The organism is Shewanella sp. NKUCC05_KAH (assembly GCF_019345585.1).
GTDB lineage: Bacteria > Pseudomonadota > Gammaproteobacteria > Enterobacterales > Shewanellaceae > Shewanella > Shewanella oncorhynchi.
Genome location: NZ_JAHKQZ010000011.1, coordinates 31710 through 52389, shown reverse-complemented (window position 1 = coordinate 52389; position 20680 = coordinate 31710). Strand labels below are relative to the sequence as shown.

Genomic DNA, 20680 nt, shown 5'->3' with positions numbered 1-20680 from the left:
GGATTATCGATTATATACCGCAGTCAACTTGGCGTTGCCGAGCGCTTGTGCCCTGAGCATAAAGCCCAATAAGGCAGGGCTAGCATCCTTTGGCAATTCTAAAGCACTGGGTAATGCCCACACAGTAAATTCGTACCTGTGAACACCATGACCTTGGGGCGGGCATGCGCCACCAAAATTTGTAGTGCCAAAATCGTTCTTCAAGGCAATAGCACCTTTTGGTAGTGCATCAACATGCGAGCCCGCACCTTGTGCGAGCGAAGTTTGCGCTACGGGTAAGTTATATACGGCCCAGTGCCACCAACCGCTGCCCGTTGGCGCATCAGGATCATAAGCTGTCACTGCAAATGCTTTAGTTCCTGTGGGCACCTCAGTCCAAGTCAGTTGCGGCGAAATATTTTCCCCTTGGCAACCAAAGCCATTAAACACTAATTGCGATGTCAGTTTATTGCCCTCGCTCATATCTTTGCTCGTTAATGTCATAGCACTTGCTTGTCCAACGAATAACCCAAGCACTAAACTCGTCCCTAACCACCCTTTATTCATGTCTATCTCCTATTCATGTTCGACCTGACTCACTTTACGTCAATCAAAAAAATAACATCTGCCCTAAAACGACAACTTTCTGCCCCAAATGCTCAAATGTGAGAAAAAAGTTATCATTTTTGCATTTTTCAAGCGGGAAAATGATTTTGTAACGAAAATATCTGCATAACAATGCAAATATGAAATGCGGTATAAATCAGAATGATGATTACAGCAGCCTTTAAATTAAGATTAGATATTTGAAATAAGATATTTTATGCAAATAATATTATTTAAATAATTCTGACAATATTTACTTTCATAATTTAGATAAAGATACTTAAGCATGATTGACTCCATTTAATATCGATAAATTAAGTTAAATTGACGTGCTAATTATTTAAAAATAAGACATAGGTCATGATTTTATTTATAACTCGCATATAAACTTCATTACGTAATAAAAACCTAACCATTTTCTCTAAGTCATAATGGAGTCGTATATGAAGAGGAAATCTAAAATTATGGCGCATATCAGGCGCACACGGCATATCATGATGCCTAGTCAACGTGACTATTTCGATCACTCCTTTATCTTCCTCCGCTAACCTTAGCGTAGGTAGTAGGCCAATTAACAGGTCTAAAGTGCTATTGCCCTAATAGGTGCAAACACTTATCGTACTGTTTTTATTTGGTTTATTATCTAACACCTTAATCAAAGCATTCTTTTATCAGTGCAGTTTTACTGCGGCTAAGCTATTCATACGCTCAATAAATATATTTCTACTTATATTTATTTCGTAACTTTGGCATAACCACATTTAATCTGCGCACGGAATAGCTATATCTAATTTTCATACCATTAATGTTTTTAATTAGGTATAGGCACACTTGTATCTATTTTTTATAAAGTAAAAGGGAAATTAACTATGAAATCATTAAAAGTAGCCGCTAGCTTATCTGTTAGATCTTGTTTCGATATCGACAGAGAAGTTGTCAATGTATTAACCACAGATTTTTGCGATGTGGGCGCGGCTGTCGTCTCTGTTGATGATGTTAGAAATGGTATTGTTGAAAAGATTAAAAACACCGGATTGAAACTGCCCATTTTCGTTTCAGTTTGCTGTGAAGAAACCTTCCCTGATGATGTTTGCTCATCGATTACAGGGGTATTTGAACTCTGCGGTGATAACACTGACTTCTACGGAAAACAGGTTGAGACTGCAATAAGTAAATATGAACAAGCGCTATTGCCACCTTTCTTCGGTACGTTAAAAAAATACGTCGAAATGGGTAACTCTACCTTTGCCTGTCCTGGTCACCAAGGCGGACAATTCTTCCGTAAACACCCTGTGGGCCGCCAATTCTTCGACTTTTTTGGCGAAACAATTTTCCGCGCAGATATGTGTAATGCCGACGTGAAACTGGGTGATTTACTGATCCATGAAGGCGCTCCACTGGAAGCACAGAAATACGCTGCCAAAGTTTTTAATGCCGATAAAACCTATTTCGTACTTAACGGCACTTCGTCATCAAATAAAGTCGCGACTAATGCGCTGTTAGCGAAAGGCGACCTCGTGTTATTCGACCGCAATAACCACAAATCAAACCACCATGGCGCATTAATTCAAGCAGGTGCTACACCTGTTTATTTAGAAACGGCACGTAATCCCTTCGGATTTATTGGTGGCATTGATGCCCACTGTTTTCAAGAGTCCTATTTAAGAGAGCAAATTCGTGAAGTCGCGCCAGAAAGAGCCGATGAAAAACGCCCGTTCCGCTTGGCGATAATCCAACTCGGCACCTATGACGGCACTATCTACAATGCTCGCCAAGTGATTGATAAAATTGGCCATCTTTGTGACTACGTCTTATTCGACTCGGCTTGGGTGGGTTATGAACAGTTCATCCCTATGATGAATGACTGCTCACCACTCTTACTCGAACTGACTGCTGAAGATCCAGGCATTATCGTGACTCAGTCGGTGCATAAACAACAGGCGGGTTTCTCACAAACCTCACAAATCCATAAAAAAGATAAACATATCAAAGGCCAAGATAGATATTGCAACCATAAACGCTTCAACAACGCCTTTATGATGCATGCCTCTACCAGTCCCTTCTATCCTTTATTTGCGGCGCTAGATGTAAACGCGAAAATGCATGAAGGCGCAAGTGGTCGTTATCTGTGGCGCGAAGCGGTAAAAGCGGGTATCGAAGCACGTAAGCTATTGCTCAAAAAGTGTAAATATATCAAACCATTCGTGCCAACAATGATCGACGGCCGCCTATGGCAAGACTATGAAACCGAACAAATGGCCGATGACTTACGCTTCTTCGAATTCGAACCTGGTCAGAAATGGCACTCCTTCGAAGGTTATGAAAAAGGCCAATACTTTGTTGACCCTTGTAAGTTCTTATTAACAACACCGGGCATAGATGCTGAAACTGGCAAATATACCGAATTTGGTATTCCAGCGACTATTCTGGCTAACTTCTTACGGGAAAATAATATTATTCCAGAGAAGTGCGACTTAAATTCGATTTTATTCCTGATGACACCTGCGGAAGATATGGCCAAGATGCAACATCTGGTATCACAAATATCTCGTTTCGAGAAATTAGTCGATGAAGATGCGCCATTATCTGAAGTATTACCTAACGTTTATAACGCCAATAAAGCCCGTTATAAAGACTATTCTATCCGTCAACTCTGCCAAGAAATGCACAATCTTTATGTCAGCCATGACGTAAAACAACTGCAGAAAGAAATGTTCCGTAAAGCGCATTTCCCTACAAAAGTGATGGACCCGCAGGAAGCAAACCTAGAGTTTATTCGTGGCAAAGTAGAATTAGTCCCACTCTCGCAAATTGAAGGAAGAATTGCAGCAGAAGGCGCACTCCCTTACCCACCAGGCGTGTTATGTATGGTGCCAGGTGAAATATGGGGCGGTTCTGTTCAGCGTTATTTCCTTGCCCTTGAAGAAGGTATCAACCTATTGCCTGGATTCTCACCAGAACTGCAAGGTGTTTATCTCGAAAATACCGCAGACGGCAAAATTCAAGCAATGGGCTATGTACTAAATAAATAATGAAGACTGACTGCAGAGTTTATTAACCCCACTCTGCAGTCAAATTCATGCCTCCTATAATAAGTCACCTAAATTAGGTTATTAGTATGAGTAAATCAGAAAATAAAATTGGCGTCGTCCAATTAACTATTATCACCATAGTCAACATGATGGGTTCGGGCATTATTATGCTGCCAACCCAATTAGCTCAAGTCGGTACTATCTCCATTTTATCTTGGTTAGTAACAGCTGCAGGGTCAACGGCCCTCGCCTTCGCCTTTGCTAAGTGCGGTATGTTCAGTAAAAAATCCGGTGGTATGGGCGGTTATGCCGAGTATGCCTTCGGCCGTTCTGGCAACTTTATGGCCAACTACACCTATGCCGTCTCGCTGTTAATCGCCAACGTCGCGATTGCTATCTCTGCCGTGGGTTACGCTGCCGTGTTGCTGGAAGTTAACTTAAGCCCGATGGCAATTTGTCTTGCGACCATTGGCGTACTTTGGTTGGCAACCATTGCTAACTTCGGTGGTGCCCGCATCACGGGTCGCGTCAGTAGCGTGACTGTGTGGGGGATTATTCTGCCTGTGATTGGCGTATCTTTAATTGGTTGGTTCTGGTTTGACATCGACCTCTATAAAGGTGCATGGAACCCGCATGATATGCCATTCTTCAAAGCGTTAGGCGGTTCTATCGCTATGACTTTGTGGGCGTTCCTCGGTTTAGAATCGGCCTGTGCAAACTCAGAAGCCGTCGATAACCCAGAAAAAAACGTACCTATCGCCGTGATGGGCGGTACCTTAGGTGCAGCAGTGATTTATATCGTTTCCACTAACGTCATTGCCGGTATTGTGCCAAATGCCGAGCTTGCCATGTCGAATGCGCCATTCGGTTTAGCCTTTGCACAAATGTTTAATCCAGTAGTCGGTAAAATCGTGATGGCCTGCGCCATTATCTCCTGTACTGGATCACTCTTAGGTTGGCAGTTCACTATTGCCCAAGTGTTTAAAGCCTCTGCTGATGAAGGATTTTTTCCTAAAATATTCTCTAAAGTCAGTAAAGCCGATGCGCCAATTTGGGGCATGACTATTATCGTCTCGATCCAGACAGCATTATCGCTGATGACCATTAGCCCATCACTGAGTAAGCAGTTCGAAGCACTCGTTAACCTCGCCGTCGTCACCAACATTGTGCCTTATATCTTATCTATGGCCGCGCTTGGCATAATGCAAAGACAGCAAAAAGTGCCTATCAATAAAGCCCGCGTTGCCAACGTGATCGCCGTAATCGGTGCGTTGTATAGCTTCTATGCTCTGTACAGCTCTGGCGAAACCGCAGTGATGCTTGGCGCCATAGCCACCTTCTTCGGTTGGACTATTTTCGGCGTGATCTCAAACCAAGCGCCTGTTGCCGACACACGTCCAGCCTAAATACGGCTAACGCATGATCGGAAACAATTAATACCAACATCCACATCAAGACTAACGATAACTCTGGGATCATAGGCCAAGCCTATGATCCCCTGGAGAATACTTGCTCATTATCGGGGGATTTATGAATAAGACTTGTCTCGCTTTAGTGTTACCTATGCTATTAACGGCCACCAGCAGTCAGGCGGTTGAACTCTATAAAGATCAAAAAAACACTTTAGATTTAACGGGTTGGTTAGGGTTTGCAGCATTAAATGACAGCCACGATACTTCAGTTATCGACGACTCATCACGCCTAAGATTCAGCTTCGAGCGCAGCGAGAAAAATGGCTGGACCGCTTTTGCTACCACAGAATGGGGGATCAACATGGTCTCCAGCGACGATGGGCTAGTGATGCAAGGGGGCAAACTCGCCGCCGAAAAAACCGATGATTTTCTCTATAACCGCTTAGGTTATGTTGGCATGTCCCATGATACATGGGGCAACCTGAGTTTCGGTAAACAATGGGGCGCCTATTACGATGTCGCAGGCACTACAGATTTACCGAACGTATTTGCAGGTTACAGCGTTGGCGCTTACACCTTCGGTGATGGCAGTCTCACAGGTACAGGCCGTGCCGATTCCGCCTTCATTTACCGTAATCATTTAGGCCCAGTACAAATCGCCCTGCAATATGCAGCCAAAACCAATGGTGATGTCAGCCTAAAAAACGATGACGGTAGCGAGATGACCAACTCAGAACTGAGTTTTGACAGCAGCTACGGCGCCAGTATCACTTATGCGGTAACCGATAAATTTAAGCTACTCGCAGGTTTTAACCGCGGTGATTTTGAAGGCCACTTAGGCAATACTCAAGTCGATGAAACCAATGAAATTGTCGGCATTGGTGCCATGTATGGTGACTACTATCACTATGCCGAAGGACGTGAGGCCAACGGTCTCTATGTGGGCTTTAACGCTCACAAAAGTAAAAATAATGAACTGGTCAACGGCGATCTCTACGACGCCACAGGTGCCGAGTTGATGACGGCCTATCAATTCGACAACGGTTTTGTGCCCATGGTTGTACTCAGTTATTTAGATTTAGACACAGATGCAGCTACGCCGATTCAAGGTCAATGGACTCGCCAATTTGCCATGCTGGGGCTGCATTATCGCTACAGTAACGACACTGTGATGTTTGCCGAGATGAAGCTAGATTTCAGTGATATGGATGATCCTGCACTCGAAGCACAGGAAGACAACAGCTTCGCAGTGGGGATCAACTACTTCTTTTAGGACTAAAGGAGATGTTAGCTAAGGTTTCTAAAGCGCTCATTCTACTTTGGCATTGCTTAGTCGCATGAAGCAGGACAATTTTGAGTAACAGTCTTCAGTGACCGTTCTAATCACATGTTGAGTTAAATCATGTTTAGCAGGATAGGCAGCTCGCGTCATCGCTCATATGCGTGAGCTTATTTGAGACTGAGGTGCGGCGCACGTTCCGTCTACAAACGCTCGCCGTAACACTCATTGGATGGTACCGCTGGCTTACCATTATCTCTACGCCACTCCAAGTTAGTTTCTGGAGTGGCTTTTTTTCTAAAAAATTGAGCGGTTTAAGCCGATGTGCATTACGACTTTGCGCTTGACTTCAATGGCCAACGTTTACCCTACCCTTCGCCATTTATCGCATTAATACAGCGTTGTACGACTTCTTCGAAAGTGCCATCTATGCTCACTTGGATAACGTCAGCTTCATCGGTCGCGGGCATTTCCAGCGTGTCGAACTGACTCTTGAGTAGCTCAATCGGCATAAAGTGGGCTTTTCTGGCAAACATGCGTTCTTTGACTAATTCAAAATCTCCGTATAGATGAATGAACACCAGCTTGCTGTTGTTCTGACGGATTAAGTCACGATACTGACGACGCAGTGCAGAGCAGACAATAACCCCCTGCTCCCCCTTTTGCTCAATGCTATACACAGCATCGTTGATGCGCTCAAGCCAAGGAGCGCGATCGCTGTCGTTAAGCGGTGAGCCAGATTTCATCTTGATAATATTGGATCTAGGATGCAGGTCATCACCATCGATAAATTTCGTCTCTAACGCCTTTGCGACCGCGGCACCAATCGAAGATTTGCCACAACTAGAGACGCCCATGAACACATAGCTATTGCCTTTTTTTCTCTCAGTCACTTTGTTAACCTCATGCCAATTCTCGAATTTAGTCACTTCCCACTCTACCATATTACGGGTAACATGTTACCGGTAACCTACAAAAATGTGGACAACTTAACTAACAAGGAAAAGTCCTCTTATGTCTGATATGTCATTGATTCTGACAGCGCTGGGTTCAATTGCCCTGCTACTGTTCTTAGTGATGAAAGTGAGATTACATGCAGTAGTATCACTGATACTGGTGTCGATCATTGCCGGCCTTTTCTCTGGTATGAACCCAGCTGATATTACCAATACAATTCAACAAGGTATGGGGGGAACACTGGGCTTTGTGGCGGTGGTGGTCGCTTTGGGAGCCATGTTTGGCCGGGTAATGGAAGAGACTGGCGCGCTAGATCAGATAGCCCATACACTGCTGAATAAATTTGGTAACGACAAAGCTCACTGGGCCATGACCTTTACAGGCTTTATCTGTGCGCTCCCCCTCTTCTTCGACGTTGCTGTGGTACTGCTGATTGGCATCGCCTTTGCCGTGGTTCGTAAAGGGGGCGGCAGCGTCGTTAAAATTGGTATTTCACTGCTCGCGGGTATTGCCACCTGTCAGGCATTTCTCATCCCTGCACCAGGGCCTATTTTGGTCGCTTCCCAGCTCAATGCCGACTTTGGCTACATGATAGTTTTCGGTTTATTGGCATCGATTCCGGCGATGATTCTAGGCGGTCCACTCTTTGCCAGCCTTATCTCCCAAAAAGTCCATGTTGAGCTGCCTGCCCACGAGCAGCAGGAAAAAGGTGAACGAGAAGGCGGACCGATCCCCTCATTCGCGCTATCAATCAGTATTGTGGTGTTCCCACTGCTGCTTATCGGTTTAAAGACAGTTGTGTCACGCTTTATTGATGAAAAATCCGATCTGCATAATTGGCTCGCCTTGATAGGTCATCCATTCACCGCCATTTTGCTAGCCTGTTTAATCGCATTCTATGTACTGGGCGTTAGACGCAATATTCCAAATGAGCGCATCATGGAAATCTGTAGCAGTGCGCTCCAACCTGCTGGGATCATTATTCTCGTCACCGGTGCTGGCGGCGTGTTTAAGCAAGTGCTGATTGACTCAGGTGTCGGCGATGCATTAGGCAATATGTTGGCAGGTTCGGGATTACCGATTGTAATACTAGCATTTATTTTGTCGGCTTCGGTGCGCGTGATCCAGGGGTCGGCAACCGTGGCCATGTTAACGGCTTGCGGCCTTATCATCCCAATACTTGAACCACTAAACTTAGATGGTGCTCAATTGGCGGCAATTACGATTGCCATTGGTGGTGGTTCGATTGTGCTCTCGCACGTCAATGACTCAGGCTTCTGGCTCGCTAACCGTTTTCTTGGATTGTCAGAAAAACAAACACTGCAAACTTGGACTGTAATGGAGACCATTATCGGTACGACGGGCGGCATAGTCGCAGTCATCATCTCTGCGTTTCTCTAACGATAACCTGTGATGACAAACATTAGGCATTAGCCGTTAAGCGAAAGAACGAGGGGAAGTCTAGAGTGTTTCCCCTAAATCAATACGATAGCCCAGGTCGATAACCGATTCTGCTATCTCTTTGCCATTTAGCCTGTCTAATAGCTCAGTGGCAGCAATTCGACCAATCTCTTTTCTTGGCGTAATAATGCTCGCCAATTTTGGCGTCATAGATTGGCCAATATCATGGCCATGAAACCCTGCAACGCCAATTTGTTCAGGGATCTTGATGCCTTGTCTTTGACACTCAAATATCACCCCCGCCGCTAAATCATCGTTGGTGCAAAAAAAGCTATCCACATAGGGATATTTCGCTAATGTTTGTTGCAATAACGACGCCCCCAAGGAAAACGACGATGCCTCATTTGTGGTCATCGCCAAAGGTGTAAGCTGAGCTTGCTGCATCGCTAACTCGTAGCCTCGCATCTTAAGCTGAGTGCGAATATCCATGCGCGCACCTAGGTAAGCAATGTGGCGATAGCCTTGTGCAATCATGGCCTTAACCATTTCACATGCGGCCGCTGTATTATCGAAACCCACACACTGTTGAATCGAAGGCGACACGCTATCCATCATTTCGATGACCGGAATGCCCGCCGTTTCAATCATTCGCACGGTACGCGGCGTGTGGTAACTTTCGGACAAGAGTAAGCCATCGATATTGTAAGAGAGCAGTGATGCCACCCGCTCTTCTTCTAATTCGGCCTGATACCCGTAGTGAGCCAGCATGGTTTGATAACCGCGTTTGCCGGTCACATTCTCGATACCGCGCAGCACTTCAGCAAATACTTGGTTGGTTAACGAAGGCACTAACACGCCAATAGCGCGACTGGTTGCTTGCGCTAAAATTTCCGGCGCGCGATTAGGAATATAACCTAAGGTTTCTAGTGCAACAGCAATCTTCTCTTGAGTGCTTTGCGCCACCCTTGTTGGATTTTTTAAATAGCGACTCACCGTCATTTTGGTGACCCCAACTTGATCGGCAACGTCTTGAAGACTGGGTCTACGCTTTTTATTCATAGTATCTAATGTTAGTTAACGAACCGCGGATATGGGTGAGATGTATAGCTAAAATATCGAATATAAACAAATAGTAGACATAAACATCAGACAGGGATCTTATAATAGTTCGCCCAGCGATACCAGTTGAGGACTATTTTAGCGGCATGACCATGCTAGCTAGGCCACTCCAAACTCATATCTGGAGCGGCCTTTGAACATTATTTGTGATGGCGAAAAGTGTTACTTAGCCTGTTGGCGACCCTGAGAGGGCTTTCCTGCAGGTTTACCACCCGTTTTTGATGGGTTTCCACCTTTAGCCTGAGAGCCTCCGGCCTTAAAACCAGACTGGCCGAAGGGCGCTTTCGCTCCCGGACGGCTCGAATGGGCTCCACTAGGTTTAGAGCCAGTTGGTTTAGAGTCAGTTGGCTTAGCACCAGTTAGTTTAGCGCCATTCGCTGCGGGTTTTCCGCCTTTAGCGGCTGGTTTTGACTCAGCACCAGCCTGAGCTTGCGCACCGCCTTTAGCCGGACTTTTAGATTTGCCATCGCCCTTGCGGTCATCAAATTGATTACCCGAGAAGCGCGTAAAGGCTTTTTGGCCTTGGTTAGCATCTTTCATCCACTTAGGTCCGCGCTCATTTCGACCTTCTGGCGGCACTAACTGATGCGGACTATTACCAATCAAGTCTTCACGCCCCATGGCGGTTAAGCCTTCACGGATCAATGGCCAACCTGCAGGATCGTGATAACGCAGCAATGCCTTGTGCAAGCGACGTTGACGCCCTTTCTTCGGCACAGATACCACTTCGCTGGTGTGCTTGACGTTTTTCAGCGAGTTTAACTCGGTATGATAAATCGTAGTCGCATTCGCCATCGGTGACGGATAAAAGTTCTGTACTTGGTCGAGCTTGAACTTACGCTCCTTCAACCACAACGCTAAGTTCACCATGTCTTCGTCGGTCGTGCCTGGATGCGCCGAAATAAAGTAAGGGATCAGGAACTGCTCTTTGCCCGCTTCCTTAGAAAACTTGTCGAACAATTCTTTAAACTTATCATAGGCGCCCATGCCGGGCTTCATCATCTTGCTGAGCGGACCTTCTTCGGTATGCTCAGGGGCGATTTTTAAGTAGCCACCAACGTGATGCTGCACTAACTCTTTCACATAAGCTGGATCTTCGATCGCCAAGTCGTAACGCACGCCAGAGGCAATCAATACTTTCTTGATGCCAGGTACCGCACGCGCAGCGCGATACAAGTCGATTGTATGTTTATGATCTGTGCCTAAGTGGCCGCAAATCGATGGAAACACACAGGATAAACGACGACAGGTTTTTTCAGCCTTTTCGCTGGTACAACCTAAACGATACATGTTGGCGGTTGGGCCGCCTAAATCGGAAATAACCCCAGTAAAGCCTGGCACTTTTTCCTGAATATCTTTGATTTCTTTAACAATCGACTCTTGTGAACGACTCTGAATGATTCGGCCTTCATGCTCGGTAATCGAGCAGAAAGAACAGCCACCAAAGCAACCACGCATGATGTTGATAGACGTCTTGATCATGTCGTAGGCAGGGATTTTTTCCTTGCCATAGATAGGATGAGGAATGCGCTGATAGGGTAAATCGAATACCGCATCCATCTCATCGGTATTGAGCGGCCATGCGGGCGGATTCACCCAAACGGCGCGGTCGCCATGGGGTTGAAATAACGCACGGGCACAACCTGGGTTTTGCTCTTGGTGCAAAATCCGTGAAGCATGGGCATATAAATATTTGTCTTCGGACACTTTTTCAAACGCTGGCAGCAGCACATAGGTTTTATCCCATGGCTTAGGTTTAGGCGGTTGAACGCTAATAGGCTTAGGGGCTTCGTTATCGAATATCTTCACATCCGACGGGCCGGACAAGTTAGCACAACCCACATCATCGGCGCCGTAAGGATTCGGCAGCGGCTCTATCTTGTGCAGTTGGTCAATCTTGCGCGAGTCCATACCGCGCCATTCGGGCAGCGGCTCTTTACGGATAACGGCTGTGCCACGCACATCGTGCAACGAGCTTATCGGTTCACCGGCAGCTAAGCGGCGTGCCACTTCGACTAAAGGACGCTCGGCGTTGCCGTACATCAAAATGTCGGCCTTGGCATCGAAAATCACACTGCGACGCACTTTGTCCGACCAATAATCGTAATGGGCGATGCGGCGTAAACTGGCTTCGATACCACCAATAATCACAGGCACATCTTTAAAGGCTTCTTTACAACGCTGGGTGTACACAGTCACGGCGCGATCTGGGCGCTTACCACCAATATCCCCCGCAGTATAAGCATCGTCGGAGCGTAAACGACGGTCGGCAGTGTAACGGTTGATCATCGAATCCATGTTACCGGCGGTGACGCCAAAAAACAGATTCGGGCGGCCCAATTGCATAAAGGCGTCTTTGCTCGACCAATCTGGCTGGGAAATAATCCCAACTCGGTAACCCTGAGCCTCTAACATACGGCCGATCACCGCCATGCCAAAGCTTGGGTGATCCACATAAGCGTCGCCTGTGACTATGATGATGTCACAGCTATCCCAACCAAGCTTATCCATCTCCTTGCGAGACATAGGTAAGAAAGGCGCAGTGCTGTCGCCCGTGGCCCAATACTTGGGATGACTAAAGAGTGTGGATTCAACTTGCATGGATTGTGACCCGAAAACGTAATGTCAAATAAAGGCGCCACGAAAATAAGTTACGCCAATTTAGGGACGCGGAGTATAGCAGGGAATGGAGGATAGATGCGATTAAAAAAACACCACTCGAGGCATTTTCAGGGGTATTTGAGCCGGAAGCGTAATACCCCTAAATCCGCTATGGATATGGCTTAGGGCGGAATTGACCGCCCAAACCTGCGGGCCTAGAGACCCTTTCCTAAACCTTGAGCAAAATGCAGCAAATTCACCAACGCCAAACTGATAATCACTAGCCAAGTGAGCAATACGCCCCAAAAACGACCAAAATGGTAACCACCTTGGCCTTGAGTTAAGCCAATAGCATGAAGTAAGCGCGCCACTATCCACACAGTCCCAAAACAGTGTAAATAAAATGCAGACAAGCCACCCGCTTCGGCCACCAGCATTAAAATCAATACGATAGGCGCATTTTCGATCAGGTTAACATGCACTCGATTAGCCAAAGCTAAGGCGCTGTTACCACCATCCCCTAGGCCGATTTTCTGACCTCGCCTTAATTTCACTACTCGATAAGCCAAAGCGACAATTAATAGCCCTGTGAGGCTAGCGTAAAGACCCGTTACCATCAAAGACATGCCTATTTCCCCTTATCAAAAAGCTGACTATAGCCCGAGCTGCAAAAAATCAGCAATTTATTTGTATTAAGGTTAAAAGCCATTAACCTTTTATAGACAAGATAGGTTAATATGCGCGCGTCATTCCCTACAACTTTTTATACAGTGAATACCCCGATTGGATAACGACGAGTTTATCGAAAAACGTAGATTTATCATAAAGCTAGGCAAAGCCTTGCATAAGTTTGGCACACCCGCTTATCGTCTAGAAACCCACTTACAAACCGTTGCTCGCACCTTAGGTATCGAAGGCTATTTCCTTATTTCTCCGACGTCGATGACCTTCGTTTTGCAACATGATACCGATCAAGAATATAACCATGCCGCTCGCGTTAAGCCTGGTGAACTCGATTTAGGCTCACTCGCCCGCACCGATGAATTGGTCGATGAGTTAACCTCAGGCAAACGCACTTTGGCCGAGGCCTTAGATCGCTTAGAAGAAATTGCCAATAAACCCAATCCCTATGGCCCTGTATTAACTTGCTTTTCTTTTGGAACTTCTGCCGCCGCTTTCGCTATGCTGATGGGCACGGGTTGGAACGATGTATTTTGGTCAGGATTATTAGGCTTATTCGTCTATGGCTTGGTATACCGTGCCGAACGCTCGGCCCGCATGGCCGAAGTGCTCGAACCCTTCGCCACTATCCTTTGCGCCATCGCAGCCTGTGGCATAGCGCGTATCGATCCAAATATTAATATCCCAGTAGTGATCCTCTCCTCCATTATTATTTTTATTCCCGGCTTAGCCTTAACCTTAGGTTTAGCCGAACTCGCCGCACGGGATTTAATTTCTGGCACGGCGCGCATCATGGATGCGAGCATGCAATTATTTAAGCTGTACTTTGGCGCAGTGCTCGGCATGGCAATCGGTAAAGCTATGTTCGGCGAAGCGATTCATATTGAACCAGAGGGTTTACCTCGCTGGGCAATTTGGTCGGCGGTTCCGATTCTATCTATGGCGCTGGTTTTTATCTTCAAAGCAAGGATGCAAGATTCGCCTTGGGGCGTATTGGCTGGGATAGTGGCGTTTTTCTCAGCCATGCTCGGCGGACATTATTTTGGTGATTCGGTGGGGATCTTCTTTGGTGCCTTGGCAGTAGGAATTTATTCTAACCTCTTCGCCCGCTGGATGAAGGCGCCTGCCTCCATCGCCTTGTTGCAGGGAATAGTGATCTTAGTCCCCGGCAGTAAAACCTATATCGGACTCAATGCACTGATCTCAGGTGAGACCATGCTCAATCAGTCGCACATAGGCTCGCAAATCTTTTTGATTTTTATGTCGCTAATTGCGGGGCTCATCTTTGCTAACGTCGCAGTCCCACCTAGGCGTACACTGTAACAATCGCTAATCCGGCTGGAGCCCGCGCCCAGCCGCCACCTCAAGATAATCTTAAGCTAACCTTAAGTAAAATAAGAAACTTATTAAAATGTTTCCTTGACTAACACTCGCTTTCCATGTGTTATTAAATTGTGAATTGCAACGTGAAATTGTTTTCGCTGCAGTCGTCGATTTCATGGGAGTGGCCTTTTATGCAGAAATTTTTTCAGTATGCATGCATCCTATCTTGTTGTGTTGGCAACCTAATCAGAGTTGCCCAAGCAGAAGAGGCTAAGCTCGCCGATCCCGCAAACCAAGATCAAACAAAACAAAAAGTCAGCAAGATTGTGGTGGTCAACAACCCTATTTTTGATGAGTCAGATCCCGATGCTTTTTTCATTCACCGCTGGGCTAACGCCCTGCATATCAATACCAAAGAATATGTGGTTCTCGATAATTTAACTTTCAGCGAAAATGATACTGTCACCCAGAAAGATCTCGACGAATCCCAACGCCTGTTACGCGCAGTGCCTTACATTCGCGACGCCAAAATTTATATCGCAGAAAAAGATCCCCAAGCCGATGTCGATCCATCCGTTGAGTCCGTGGTGGTGGAGACCTGGGATAATTGGTCATTATTACCGACAGCGAGTTTGAGTAGTTCAGGTGGCGACACCCGTTACTCCTTCGGGCTCAAAGAAGACAACTTGCTTGGAACGGGGATCCGCACTCGACTTAAATATCAATCTAATGAATCCCGGAATGGCTATAAATTTGCTTTCGAAGCGCCGCTCAGCATTATTGAACACGGCACAGTTGCCGCTGAGTTCTACGACAATAGCGACGGCCAAGCTAAACACGTTTATGTGAGTAAGCCCTTCTATTCCCTCAATACGAGTACTATGTATTCGGCGGAGTTTTTAGACGATAACCGTACAGATACCCTCAGACAAAATGGGCAAGAGGTGAATGAGTTCACACACACAGTCGACTATCTCAATCTGCAATACGGCTGGTTAATTAATAAAAACAGTCAGCACCTTTCTCGCTTTATTACTGGTGTCACCCAAGACAAGCACGAGTTTGCCCATTCTGAGCGCTATCCTACTTCCATGCTCCCTCAAGACAGGGACTTTATGTACCCTTGGGTCGCCTACGAGTTTATCGAAGATGATTTCCACGTACTGAATAATGTTCACCTGATCACCAACAATGAAGACTTTAACTTAGGTTGGCATCACTATGTAAAATTCGGAATAGAAACCAATGATATAGGTGATAATAATCCCTTAGGCTACCACGTTAACTGGCAAAGCACTGGCGGGTATAAGTTTAACGATCAACTGTGGCTGTTAGAAATGGGGGGAACAAGCACTATCGGCACCACCCAAAAAGATACTTATAAGGTTGATATTCAAGCCGAATACTTCTATCAAATTCATCCTAAGTGGACGGCTTATGGCAAAGCTTGGGCTAGCCTTTCACAGAACACTTATCTGGATCTAACAAAAGGATTAGGGGATGAAACTGGCGTGCGCGGTTATCCAAACGAATACCAGCAAGGGGATAATCAGTGGTTACTGACCGCCGAGATACGCAACTACCCCAATATCAACTTATACCAACTGGCTGAATTAGGCTGGGCAGTCTTTGCCGATCTGGGTCAAGCCTCCGGCGGCCAACTCGCCGAGAATAACGAAGTCAGCGGTCCACTGGGTAGCATAGGTATAGGCGCACGGATTTATTCCTCTCGATCCAGCTATGGCAACGTAGCCCATATCGATTTTTCACTCCCTTACACGGGCGGCGAGTCAGTAAACAGCTGGGAATGGCGATTCCTAGTGAAAAGCAGTTTTTAAACCTAAGGTACATAACAATCGTATGAACTATGTACTTTTTAAGACAATCTTTGGCGCCTTGTGGCCTAAAATAATCCTGACGCTATCAGCCTAACCTCCTGCTCAACCCTCTGTACCAGAGAAGCGTCTGCCAATATGGGAGAACCGCAATTAAAGGGCGGTTTAGGATCATATTCAAACAATAACTGCAGAGTTTTAGCCTGTTGTTCACCCTCTATATTGGCAATGAGTGCCAAAGCAAAATCGAGCCCTGCAGTAATACCGCCGCCACTGATCCGATTACGGTCAATCACAATACGTTTATTTTCAAAAGTAATTTGAGGATATTGTGCCAATACTGAAGCATAAGCCCAGTGAGTGGTCGTGCGATAACCATTAAGTAAACCTGTTGCCGCAAGAATCAAGGCTCCAGTGCATACAGATGTAATGTATTGCGCTTGCTCCCCCTTGCGTTTTAAGAAAGAAATGACTTGCTCATCCTGTATTTGCGCCAAAGGATTTGCGCTCCCAGGCACTAACAGGATATCTATCGGCGGACAATTATCGAAATCGTAATTAGGTTGTAAGTTAACGCCCGCATCACAGGGTAATAGCATGCTGGTTTTCGCAAAAGTGAAGGTTTCAAAAGATGGCACAAAGGCTAAAAACTGTAGTGGCCCATAGGCATCGAGCATCGTCATGCCGGGATAAAGAAAAATACCTACTCTTAATTTGTGTTTGATTGGATTATTTGTTTTATCACTTTGGGCCGTTTCAATATTTTCACTCATCACAGATTCTCCATCGGTAGTGACAATTTCATATTTCAGGTAACACTGTCGTTGCAGTTAACCCTATGATCATCACTATAAAGCCCATTATTCCTAACCATCAGGCACAAACTCGCCCGAATGTTTCAAATGGTACACCTGAGCCTATCTGTTCCACTTAAGCAAAAATCACAACACAAGAGCCATTGAGGCTAATGTATAATCAAACGCCTGAATTGAATTTGGAGCAAAATCCAGTATGCACACCAAGCCCCACATGCGCATAGAACAAAGCCCGCGAGCGATGCTCAAGGTTCTCCACGTTTTCAAGGAAATGCTTAAACAGCAAGATTATCGTGATATTGCAGTGGCAGATATTGCGCACAAAGCCGATGTCGGGCGCACGACGTTTTATCGCTACTTCAAACGTAAGCTGGATATTCTTATTGCACTACATCAAAATATTTTTGAAAATATCTTTGAAGATCTACGGTCAACCGAAGACTGGCTTTCAACCAACACACCACCCTCATTGGAAAAACTGCTTATTACTTTTAGCCGAAACAGCATGTTTCGCCGTTCCATGTCATTTAGACTAGGTAGCGACCTCGATGCAGCAACTAAACAATTACAAACTAAACTTGTGCAACATATTGAAAATAAATTGATCAACACCTTCAACACTGACGAATTTATTATTCCAAGCTACACACTAGCCCATAGCATAGCAGCTCTTTATTTAAGCCAAATTCAACAACTTATCGCCAGTCCCACACCTTGTCCTACACAACAAGCAAAATACTTACACTTACTGACTCGAGGCATGATTGTAGCAGCATTGACGACAACTAATAGCAGCGAAACCCATACCTGCACCAATGGAAATCATTAAGGTAAAAATCACAGCATTTACACATTCTCAAGCGATGAGTTTGGTAATCCAACGCAAACCAAAAGTGCTACGCAGTAGTTTTACAGTGCTGTTGTGGCGCATTTGAAACAGGCAGCCAAGGCTAAAACTGACGATTAAACCTGGTGTCGACCCTATAAAATCACGACTGCTTTGTGCTAATTGTCGTTTCCTCATCAGTAACAAATCATGCTGCAACTGGCCTTGTTCCGTCAGCACAGTCAGCTTCAACTGCTGTTTTTTAAGTAACTGTTGAATTAGCATACTCGCGCCCCCTATTTTTGATGTTACGACTCTCGAGTCGAGAGCAAAAGCTGTAATTGCTGCCAAGTCTTCGAAAAGCCAGTTTGTGACAGCACATAGCCAAGACTACGCCAACACCAAAGCAATAAAACAAACTGTAGCACCACCAAAGCGCTCACTGTGGCCAATAACGAACCGCTCAATTGAAACAGCATATAGCCCAACAGCAATAAAATACTGCCCCAGAATAACGTAATGCCAGTACCAAAACAGACGACTAAAGCCGCAGCGATAATCAGGCTACGCCCTGTTAACCGCCATTCTGCCGTTGCTATTTTCCCGGCCAACTTCAACTGCTCGAGATAGGCTTGCTTCACTGAACTGCTAAGAACAGCTATTTCAGCCAGTTGCTCCATTGCCTGATCAATAACTTTATGCTGGGCAGCAGCTGATGCTGTCTGCCCAGTTTTGGCGGTTTGCGCACTATGCTGGACGGGCCTTTGTTCTGGCGCCTCTGACCTTGCACGGTTTTGCATAAATCCACCTTAGCGACGGCGCAATAAAGCCGTTAATACCACACCAGCGGCAAAGGCAATCCCAGCTGTGGCCAATGGATTTTGCGCTGCCAACTCACGGGTTTTGCTATAAGAACTTTGCAGTTGTAATTTGATTTCCTCCTGCTTGAGCGCCAGAGTTTCCTGTGAGCTAGCCGCCGTTTTACGCAAAGTGTCTTCTGCAACTGCGGCTTTCTCTGCTACTGCATCAACGGCATGGTGCGTCACTTCAGTTGCTTTCGCTGTTGTGGGTGAATTTAAAGCACCGCTATCTTTACTGTTAGTTTGTTCTGCTACGCTTTTTGAACTGGCCATAGAAAGCCTCCTTGGTGGACACTGTGCAATGCAACAAGATGCTGCACTTTGCGTACAAACCAATGCAATGGCTATACCAAACAATATAAACGCATAAAAACAAAATGTTAGAGTTACATTATTTCTATTAACCCTCTCAGTTAACGGTAGATGTTACCTGCATTGAGTAATTTTTACCTGCGACGAAGAAAGGCGAGAAATGGCTGTAATGGCGGCTAAACTGAAAGCTAAATAAGCGATAGACTGAATGTACGGGAGAACAAGATAACTCTGATTTTTTAATGAGTTAATCAAATAAAATTTATCATTACCGTATAAATTAAAAAACAAAAAGCCCGTTTGTCATTACGACAAACGGGCTTTTTGTTGAATGAGGTGAGTTGGCCGATAAGCCGGGTCCTGTCTTGGACAGTCATTCATCTAGGCCTGCAATCGCTCACAGGCTCAAGCGACCTACCCGGTTCCAACGCGAGCCACGCCATACGGAACCCTATTTGGTCTTGCTCCGGGTGGAGTTTACCTTGCTACGAACTATTGCTAGCCGCACGGTGCGCTCTTACCGCACCCTTTCACCCTTACCGACCTGATAAATCAGGCAGGCGGTCTACTCTCTGTTGCACTTGTCGTCGGTTCGCACCGCCCAGGCGTTACCTGGCACCCCGCTCTTTGGAGCCCGGACTTTCCTCCCCGTTCTTGCGAACGCGGCGACTGTCTGGCCAACTCGGCGCGGATTATAGCCTAAGCCACCCTGATGCACCACAGATAATCCGCTCGTAACCGTTTTAGCGCTTATAAATCAGACTCTAGGCCGTATTTGTACAGAGCGTTCTTTTTAAGTCCATGAATTTGCGCGGCAATTGCTGCAGCTTTCTTCAATGGCAATTCCTCACATAAGAGTTTGAGCGTATTAATGGCGACGGTGGGAATTGCTTCGTCATCACTCAAATGGTAGCCATGCACCATAAGCACGATTTCACCCTTCTGCTGATTCGGGTCAGTACTAACAGTGGCAAGCACCTCTGAGACAGGGCCAGATAAAAAAGTTTCGAAGGTTTTGGTCACTTCACGCGCCATGACGACATGGCGTTCGCCACCAAGCACTTCAACCATAGTCGTTAGACTGTGCTCAATGCGGTGTGGTGATTCATAAAATATCAGCGTGCGCGGATCTTCTTTCAATGCCAATAACTTATCAGCGCGGGCTTTTTCTTTAGAGGGCAGAAAACCTTCGAAAGAAAAACGGTCCGATGGCAAACCCGAGGCGCTCAGTGCGGTAATTGCCGCGCAAGGGCCGGGTAAGGGGATCACATTAAACCCAGATTGGCGCACATGGGAAACCAAGTGATAACCCGGATCGGAAATCAACGGGGTACCCGCATCTGAAATTAATGCAATCGACAGCCCAGCTGCAAGCTGATCGACAATCCACTGGGCACGAGCACGCTCGTTATGGTCATGCAGCGCCGTAGTTTTTGTAGTAATACCAAAGTGGCTCAATAACTTACCGCTGTGGCGAGTATCTTCACAGGCGATCAATGAAACCTGATTCAGCACCTCTATTGCCCGTGAGCTCATATCGCCCAAATTACCTATGGGAGTAGGAACTATGTAGAGTGCGACGCTTTGGTCCATATATACCTCTGTAATGACAGTGCCAAGACTTTCGTCAAGCGCGAGAGAA

General features: G+C 46.0%; 17 protein-coding genes and 1 other RNA gene. 7 read left to right on the top strand and 11 right to left on the bottom strand.

The features are described from left to right. Positions 1–3: 3 nt before the first annotated feature. A complete protein-coding gene (locus KO533_RS11445; protein WP_219254193.1) occupies positions 4–546 on the bottom strand; it encodes a YbhB/YbcL family Raf kinase inhibitor-like protein in 543 nt (180 codons plus the stop codon). A gap of 908 nt (positions 547–1454) precedes the next feature. Between KO533_RS11445 and speF the strand changes: the two genes are divergently transcribed. The 3 genes from speF to KO533_RS11425 all read left to right on the top strand — a co-directional run bounded on the left by speF (position 1455) and on the right by KO533_RS11425 (position 6302). Continuing rightward, positions 1455–3617: an ornithine decarboxylase SpeF gene (speF, locus tag KO533_RS11435; RefSeq protein WP_105250508.1), complete on the top strand. Its 2163-nt coding sequence runs from the start codon at positions 1455–1457 to the stop codon at positions 3615–3617. 86 nt (positions 3618–3703) lie between these two features. Next, positions 3704–5023 (top strand): putrescine-ornithine antiporter, encoded by a 1320-nt coding sequence (gene potE, locus KO533_RS11430; RefSeq protein ID WP_105250509.1) that lies wholly within the window; start codon positions 3704–3706, stop codon positions 5021–5023. Between the two features lie 124 nt (positions 5024–5147). Beyond that, positions 5148–6302, top strand: a complete 1155-nt coding sequence (locus tag KO533_RS11425) for a porin (RefSeq protein ID WP_219254191.1) — start codon at positions 5148–5150, stop codon at positions 6300–6302. Between the two features lie 374 nt (positions 6303–6676). Here the strand turns inward: KO533_RS11425 and KO533_RS11420 are convergent, their stop codons facing one another. After that, positions 6677–7237 (bottom strand): gluconokinase, encoded by a 561-nt coding sequence (locus KO533_RS11420; RefSeq protein ID WP_219254189.1) that lies wholly within the window; start codon positions 7235–7237, stop codon positions 6677–6679. Between the two features lie 85 nt (positions 7238–7322). Between KO533_RS11420 and gntU the strand changes: the two genes are divergently transcribed. Further along, positions 7323–8666, top strand: coding sequence for a gluconate transporter (gntU, locus tag KO533_RS11415; protein WP_105250511.1), 1344 nt, complete (start codon positions 7323–7325; stop codon positions 8664–8666). 60 nt (positions 8667–8726) lie between these two features. Here the strand turns inward: gntU and gntR are convergent, their stop codons facing one another. The 3 genes from gntR to KO533_RS11400 all read right to left on the bottom strand — a co-directional run bounded on the left by gntR (position 8727) and on the right by KO533_RS11400 (position 13012). Beyond that, on the bottom strand, positions 8727–9725 hold the full coding sequence (gene gntR, locus KO533_RS11410) for a gluconate operon transcriptional repressor GntR (RefSeq protein ID WP_113941439.1): 999 nt from the start codon (positions 9723–9725) through the stop codon (positions 8727–8729). 222 nt (positions 9726–9947) lie between these two features. Continuing rightward, a complete protein-coding gene (locus KO533_RS11405; RefSeq protein WP_219254187.1) occupies positions 9948–12386 on the bottom strand; it encodes a YgiQ family radical SAM protein in 2439 nt (812 codons plus the stop codon). 215 nt (positions 12387–12601) lie between these two features. Continuing rightward, on the bottom strand, positions 12602–13012 hold the full coding sequence (locus KO533_RS11400; protein WP_219251805.1) for an MAPEG family protein: 411 nt from the start codon (positions 13010–13012) through the stop codon (positions 12602–12604). Positions 13013–13169: 157 nt separating this feature from the next. Here KO533_RS11400 and KO533_RS11395 point away from each other — a divergent pair, with 157 nt between their 5' ends. After that, the gene (locus KO533_RS11395; RefSeq protein ID WP_105250515.1) at positions 13170–14390 is read left to right on the top strand and encodes a threonine/serine exporter family protein; all 1221 of its coding nucleotides are present in this window, start codon (positions 13170–13172) and stop codon (positions 14388–14390) included. Between the two features lie 191 nt (positions 14391–14581). Further along, the gene (locus tag KO533_RS11390; RefSeq protein ID WP_219254185.1) at positions 14582–16228 is read left to right on the top strand and encodes a hypothetical protein; all 1647 of its coding nucleotides are present in this window, start codon (positions 14582–14584) and stop codon (positions 16226–16228) included. 65 nt (positions 16229–16293) lie between these two features. Here the strand turns inward: KO533_RS11390 and KO533_RS11385 are convergent, their stop codons facing one another. Further along, positions 16294–16998 (bottom strand): DJ-1/PfpI family protein, encoded by a 705-nt coding sequence (locus tag KO533_RS11385; RefSeq protein ID WP_219254183.1) that lies wholly within the window; start codon positions 16996–16998, stop codon positions 16294–16296. Positions 16999–17236: 238 nt separating this feature from the next. Between KO533_RS11385 and KO533_RS11380 the strand changes: the two genes are divergently transcribed. Continuing rightward, positions 17237–17869, top strand: a complete 633-nt coding sequence (locus tag KO533_RS11380) for a TetR/AcrR family transcriptional regulator (RefSeq protein WP_219254181.1) — start codon at positions 17237–17239, stop codon at positions 17867–17869. A gap of 27 nt (positions 17870–17896) precedes the next feature. On the opposite strand, the gene KO533_RS11375 is transcribed toward KO533_RS11380, so the two are convergent. The 5 genes from KO533_RS11375 to rsmI all read right to left on the bottom strand — a co-directional run bounded on the left by KO533_RS11375 (position 17897) and on the right by rsmI (position 20631). Next, complete coding sequence (locus KO533_RS11375; protein WP_113941445.1) at positions 17897–18151, bottom strand: hypothetical protein; 255 nt, start codon at positions 18149–18151, stop codon at positions 17897–17899. A 23-nt stretch (positions 18152–18174) separates the two neighbouring features. Next, positions 18175–18666, bottom strand: a complete 492-nt coding sequence (locus tag KO533_RS11370; protein WP_219254179.1) for a hypothetical protein — start codon at positions 18664–18666, stop codon at positions 18175–18177. A 9-nt stretch (positions 18667–18675) separates the two neighbouring features. Further along, positions 18676–18999: a DUF883 C-terminal domain-containing protein gene (locus KO533_RS11365; RefSeq protein ID WP_113941447.1), complete on the bottom strand. Its 324-nt coding sequence runs from the start codon at positions 18997–18999 to the stop codon at positions 18676–18678. 372 nt (positions 19000–19371) lie between these two features. Continuing rightward, an RNA gene (rnpB, locus tag KO533_RS11360) (RNase P RNA component class A) lies at positions 19372–19723 on the bottom strand. A gap of 65 nt (positions 19724–19788) precedes the next feature. Continuing rightward, entirely contained in the window at positions 19789–20631 is an 843-nt protein-coding gene (rsmI, locus tag KO533_RS11355) for a 16S rRNA (cytidine(1402)-2'-O)-methyltransferase (protein ID WP_105250522.1), read from the bottom strand. Positions 20632–20680: the final 49 nt, after the last annotated feature.

Bases quoted from the DNA above. Each gene is read 5' to 3' on its own strand.
- KO533_RS11445 (WP_219254193.1), bottom strand. From the start codon at position 546: ATGAATAAAGGGTGGTTAGGGACGAGTTTAGTGCTTGGGTTATTCGTT.
- speF (WP_105250508.1), top strand. From the start codon at position 1,455: ATGAAATCATTAAAAGTAGCCGCTAGCTTATCTGTTAGATCTTGTTTC.
- potE (WP_105250509.1), top strand. From the start codon at position 3,704: ATGAGTAAATCAGAAAATAAAATTGGCGTCGTCCAATTAACTATTATC.
- KO533_RS11425 (WP_219254191.1), top strand. From the start codon at position 5,148: ATGAATAAGACTTGTCTCGCTTTAGTGTTACCTATGCTATTAACGGCC.
- gntU (WP_105250511.1), top strand. From the start codon at position 7,323: ATGTCTGATATGTCATTGATTCTGACAGCGCTGGGTTCAATTGCCCTG.
- gntR (WP_113941439.1), bottom strand. From the start codon at position 9,725: ATGAATAAAAAGCGTAGACCCAGTCTTCAAGACGTTGCCGATCAAGTT.
- KO533_RS11405 (WP_219254187.1), bottom strand. From the start codon at position 12,386: ATGCAAGTTGAATCCACACTCTTTAGTCATCCCAAGTATTGGGCCACG.
- KO533_RS11400 (WP_219251805.1), bottom strand. From the start codon at position 13,012: ATGTCTTTGATGGTAACGGGTCTTTACGCTAGCCTCACAGGGCTATTA.
- KO533_RS11390 (WP_219254185.1), top strand. From the start codon at position 14,582: ATGCAGAAATTTTTTCAGTATGCATGCATCCTATCTTGTTGTGTTGGC.
- KO533_RS11385 (WP_219254183.1), bottom strand. From the start codon at position 16,998: ATGAGTGAAAATATTGAAACGGCCCAAAGTGATAAAACAAATAATCCA.
- KO533_RS11380 (WP_219254181.1), top strand. From the start codon at position 17,237: ATGCACACCAAGCCCCACATGCGCATAGAACAAAGCCCGCGAGCGATG.
- KO533_RS11375 (WP_113941445.1), bottom strand. From the start codon at position 18,151: ATGCTAATTCAACAGTTACTTAAAAAACAGCAGTTGAAGCTGACTGTG.
- KO533_RS11370 (WP_219254179.1), bottom strand. From the start codon at position 18,666: ATGCAAAACCGTGCAAGGTCAGAGGCGCCAGAACAAAGGCCCGTCCAG.
- KO533_RS11365 (WP_113941447.1), bottom strand. From the start codon at position 18,999: ATGGCCAGTTCAAAAAGCGTAGCAGAACAAACTAACAGTAAAGATAGC.
- rsmI (WP_105250522.1), bottom strand. From the start codon at position 20,631: ATGGACCAAAGCGTCGCACTCTACATAGTTCCTACTCCCATAGGTAAT.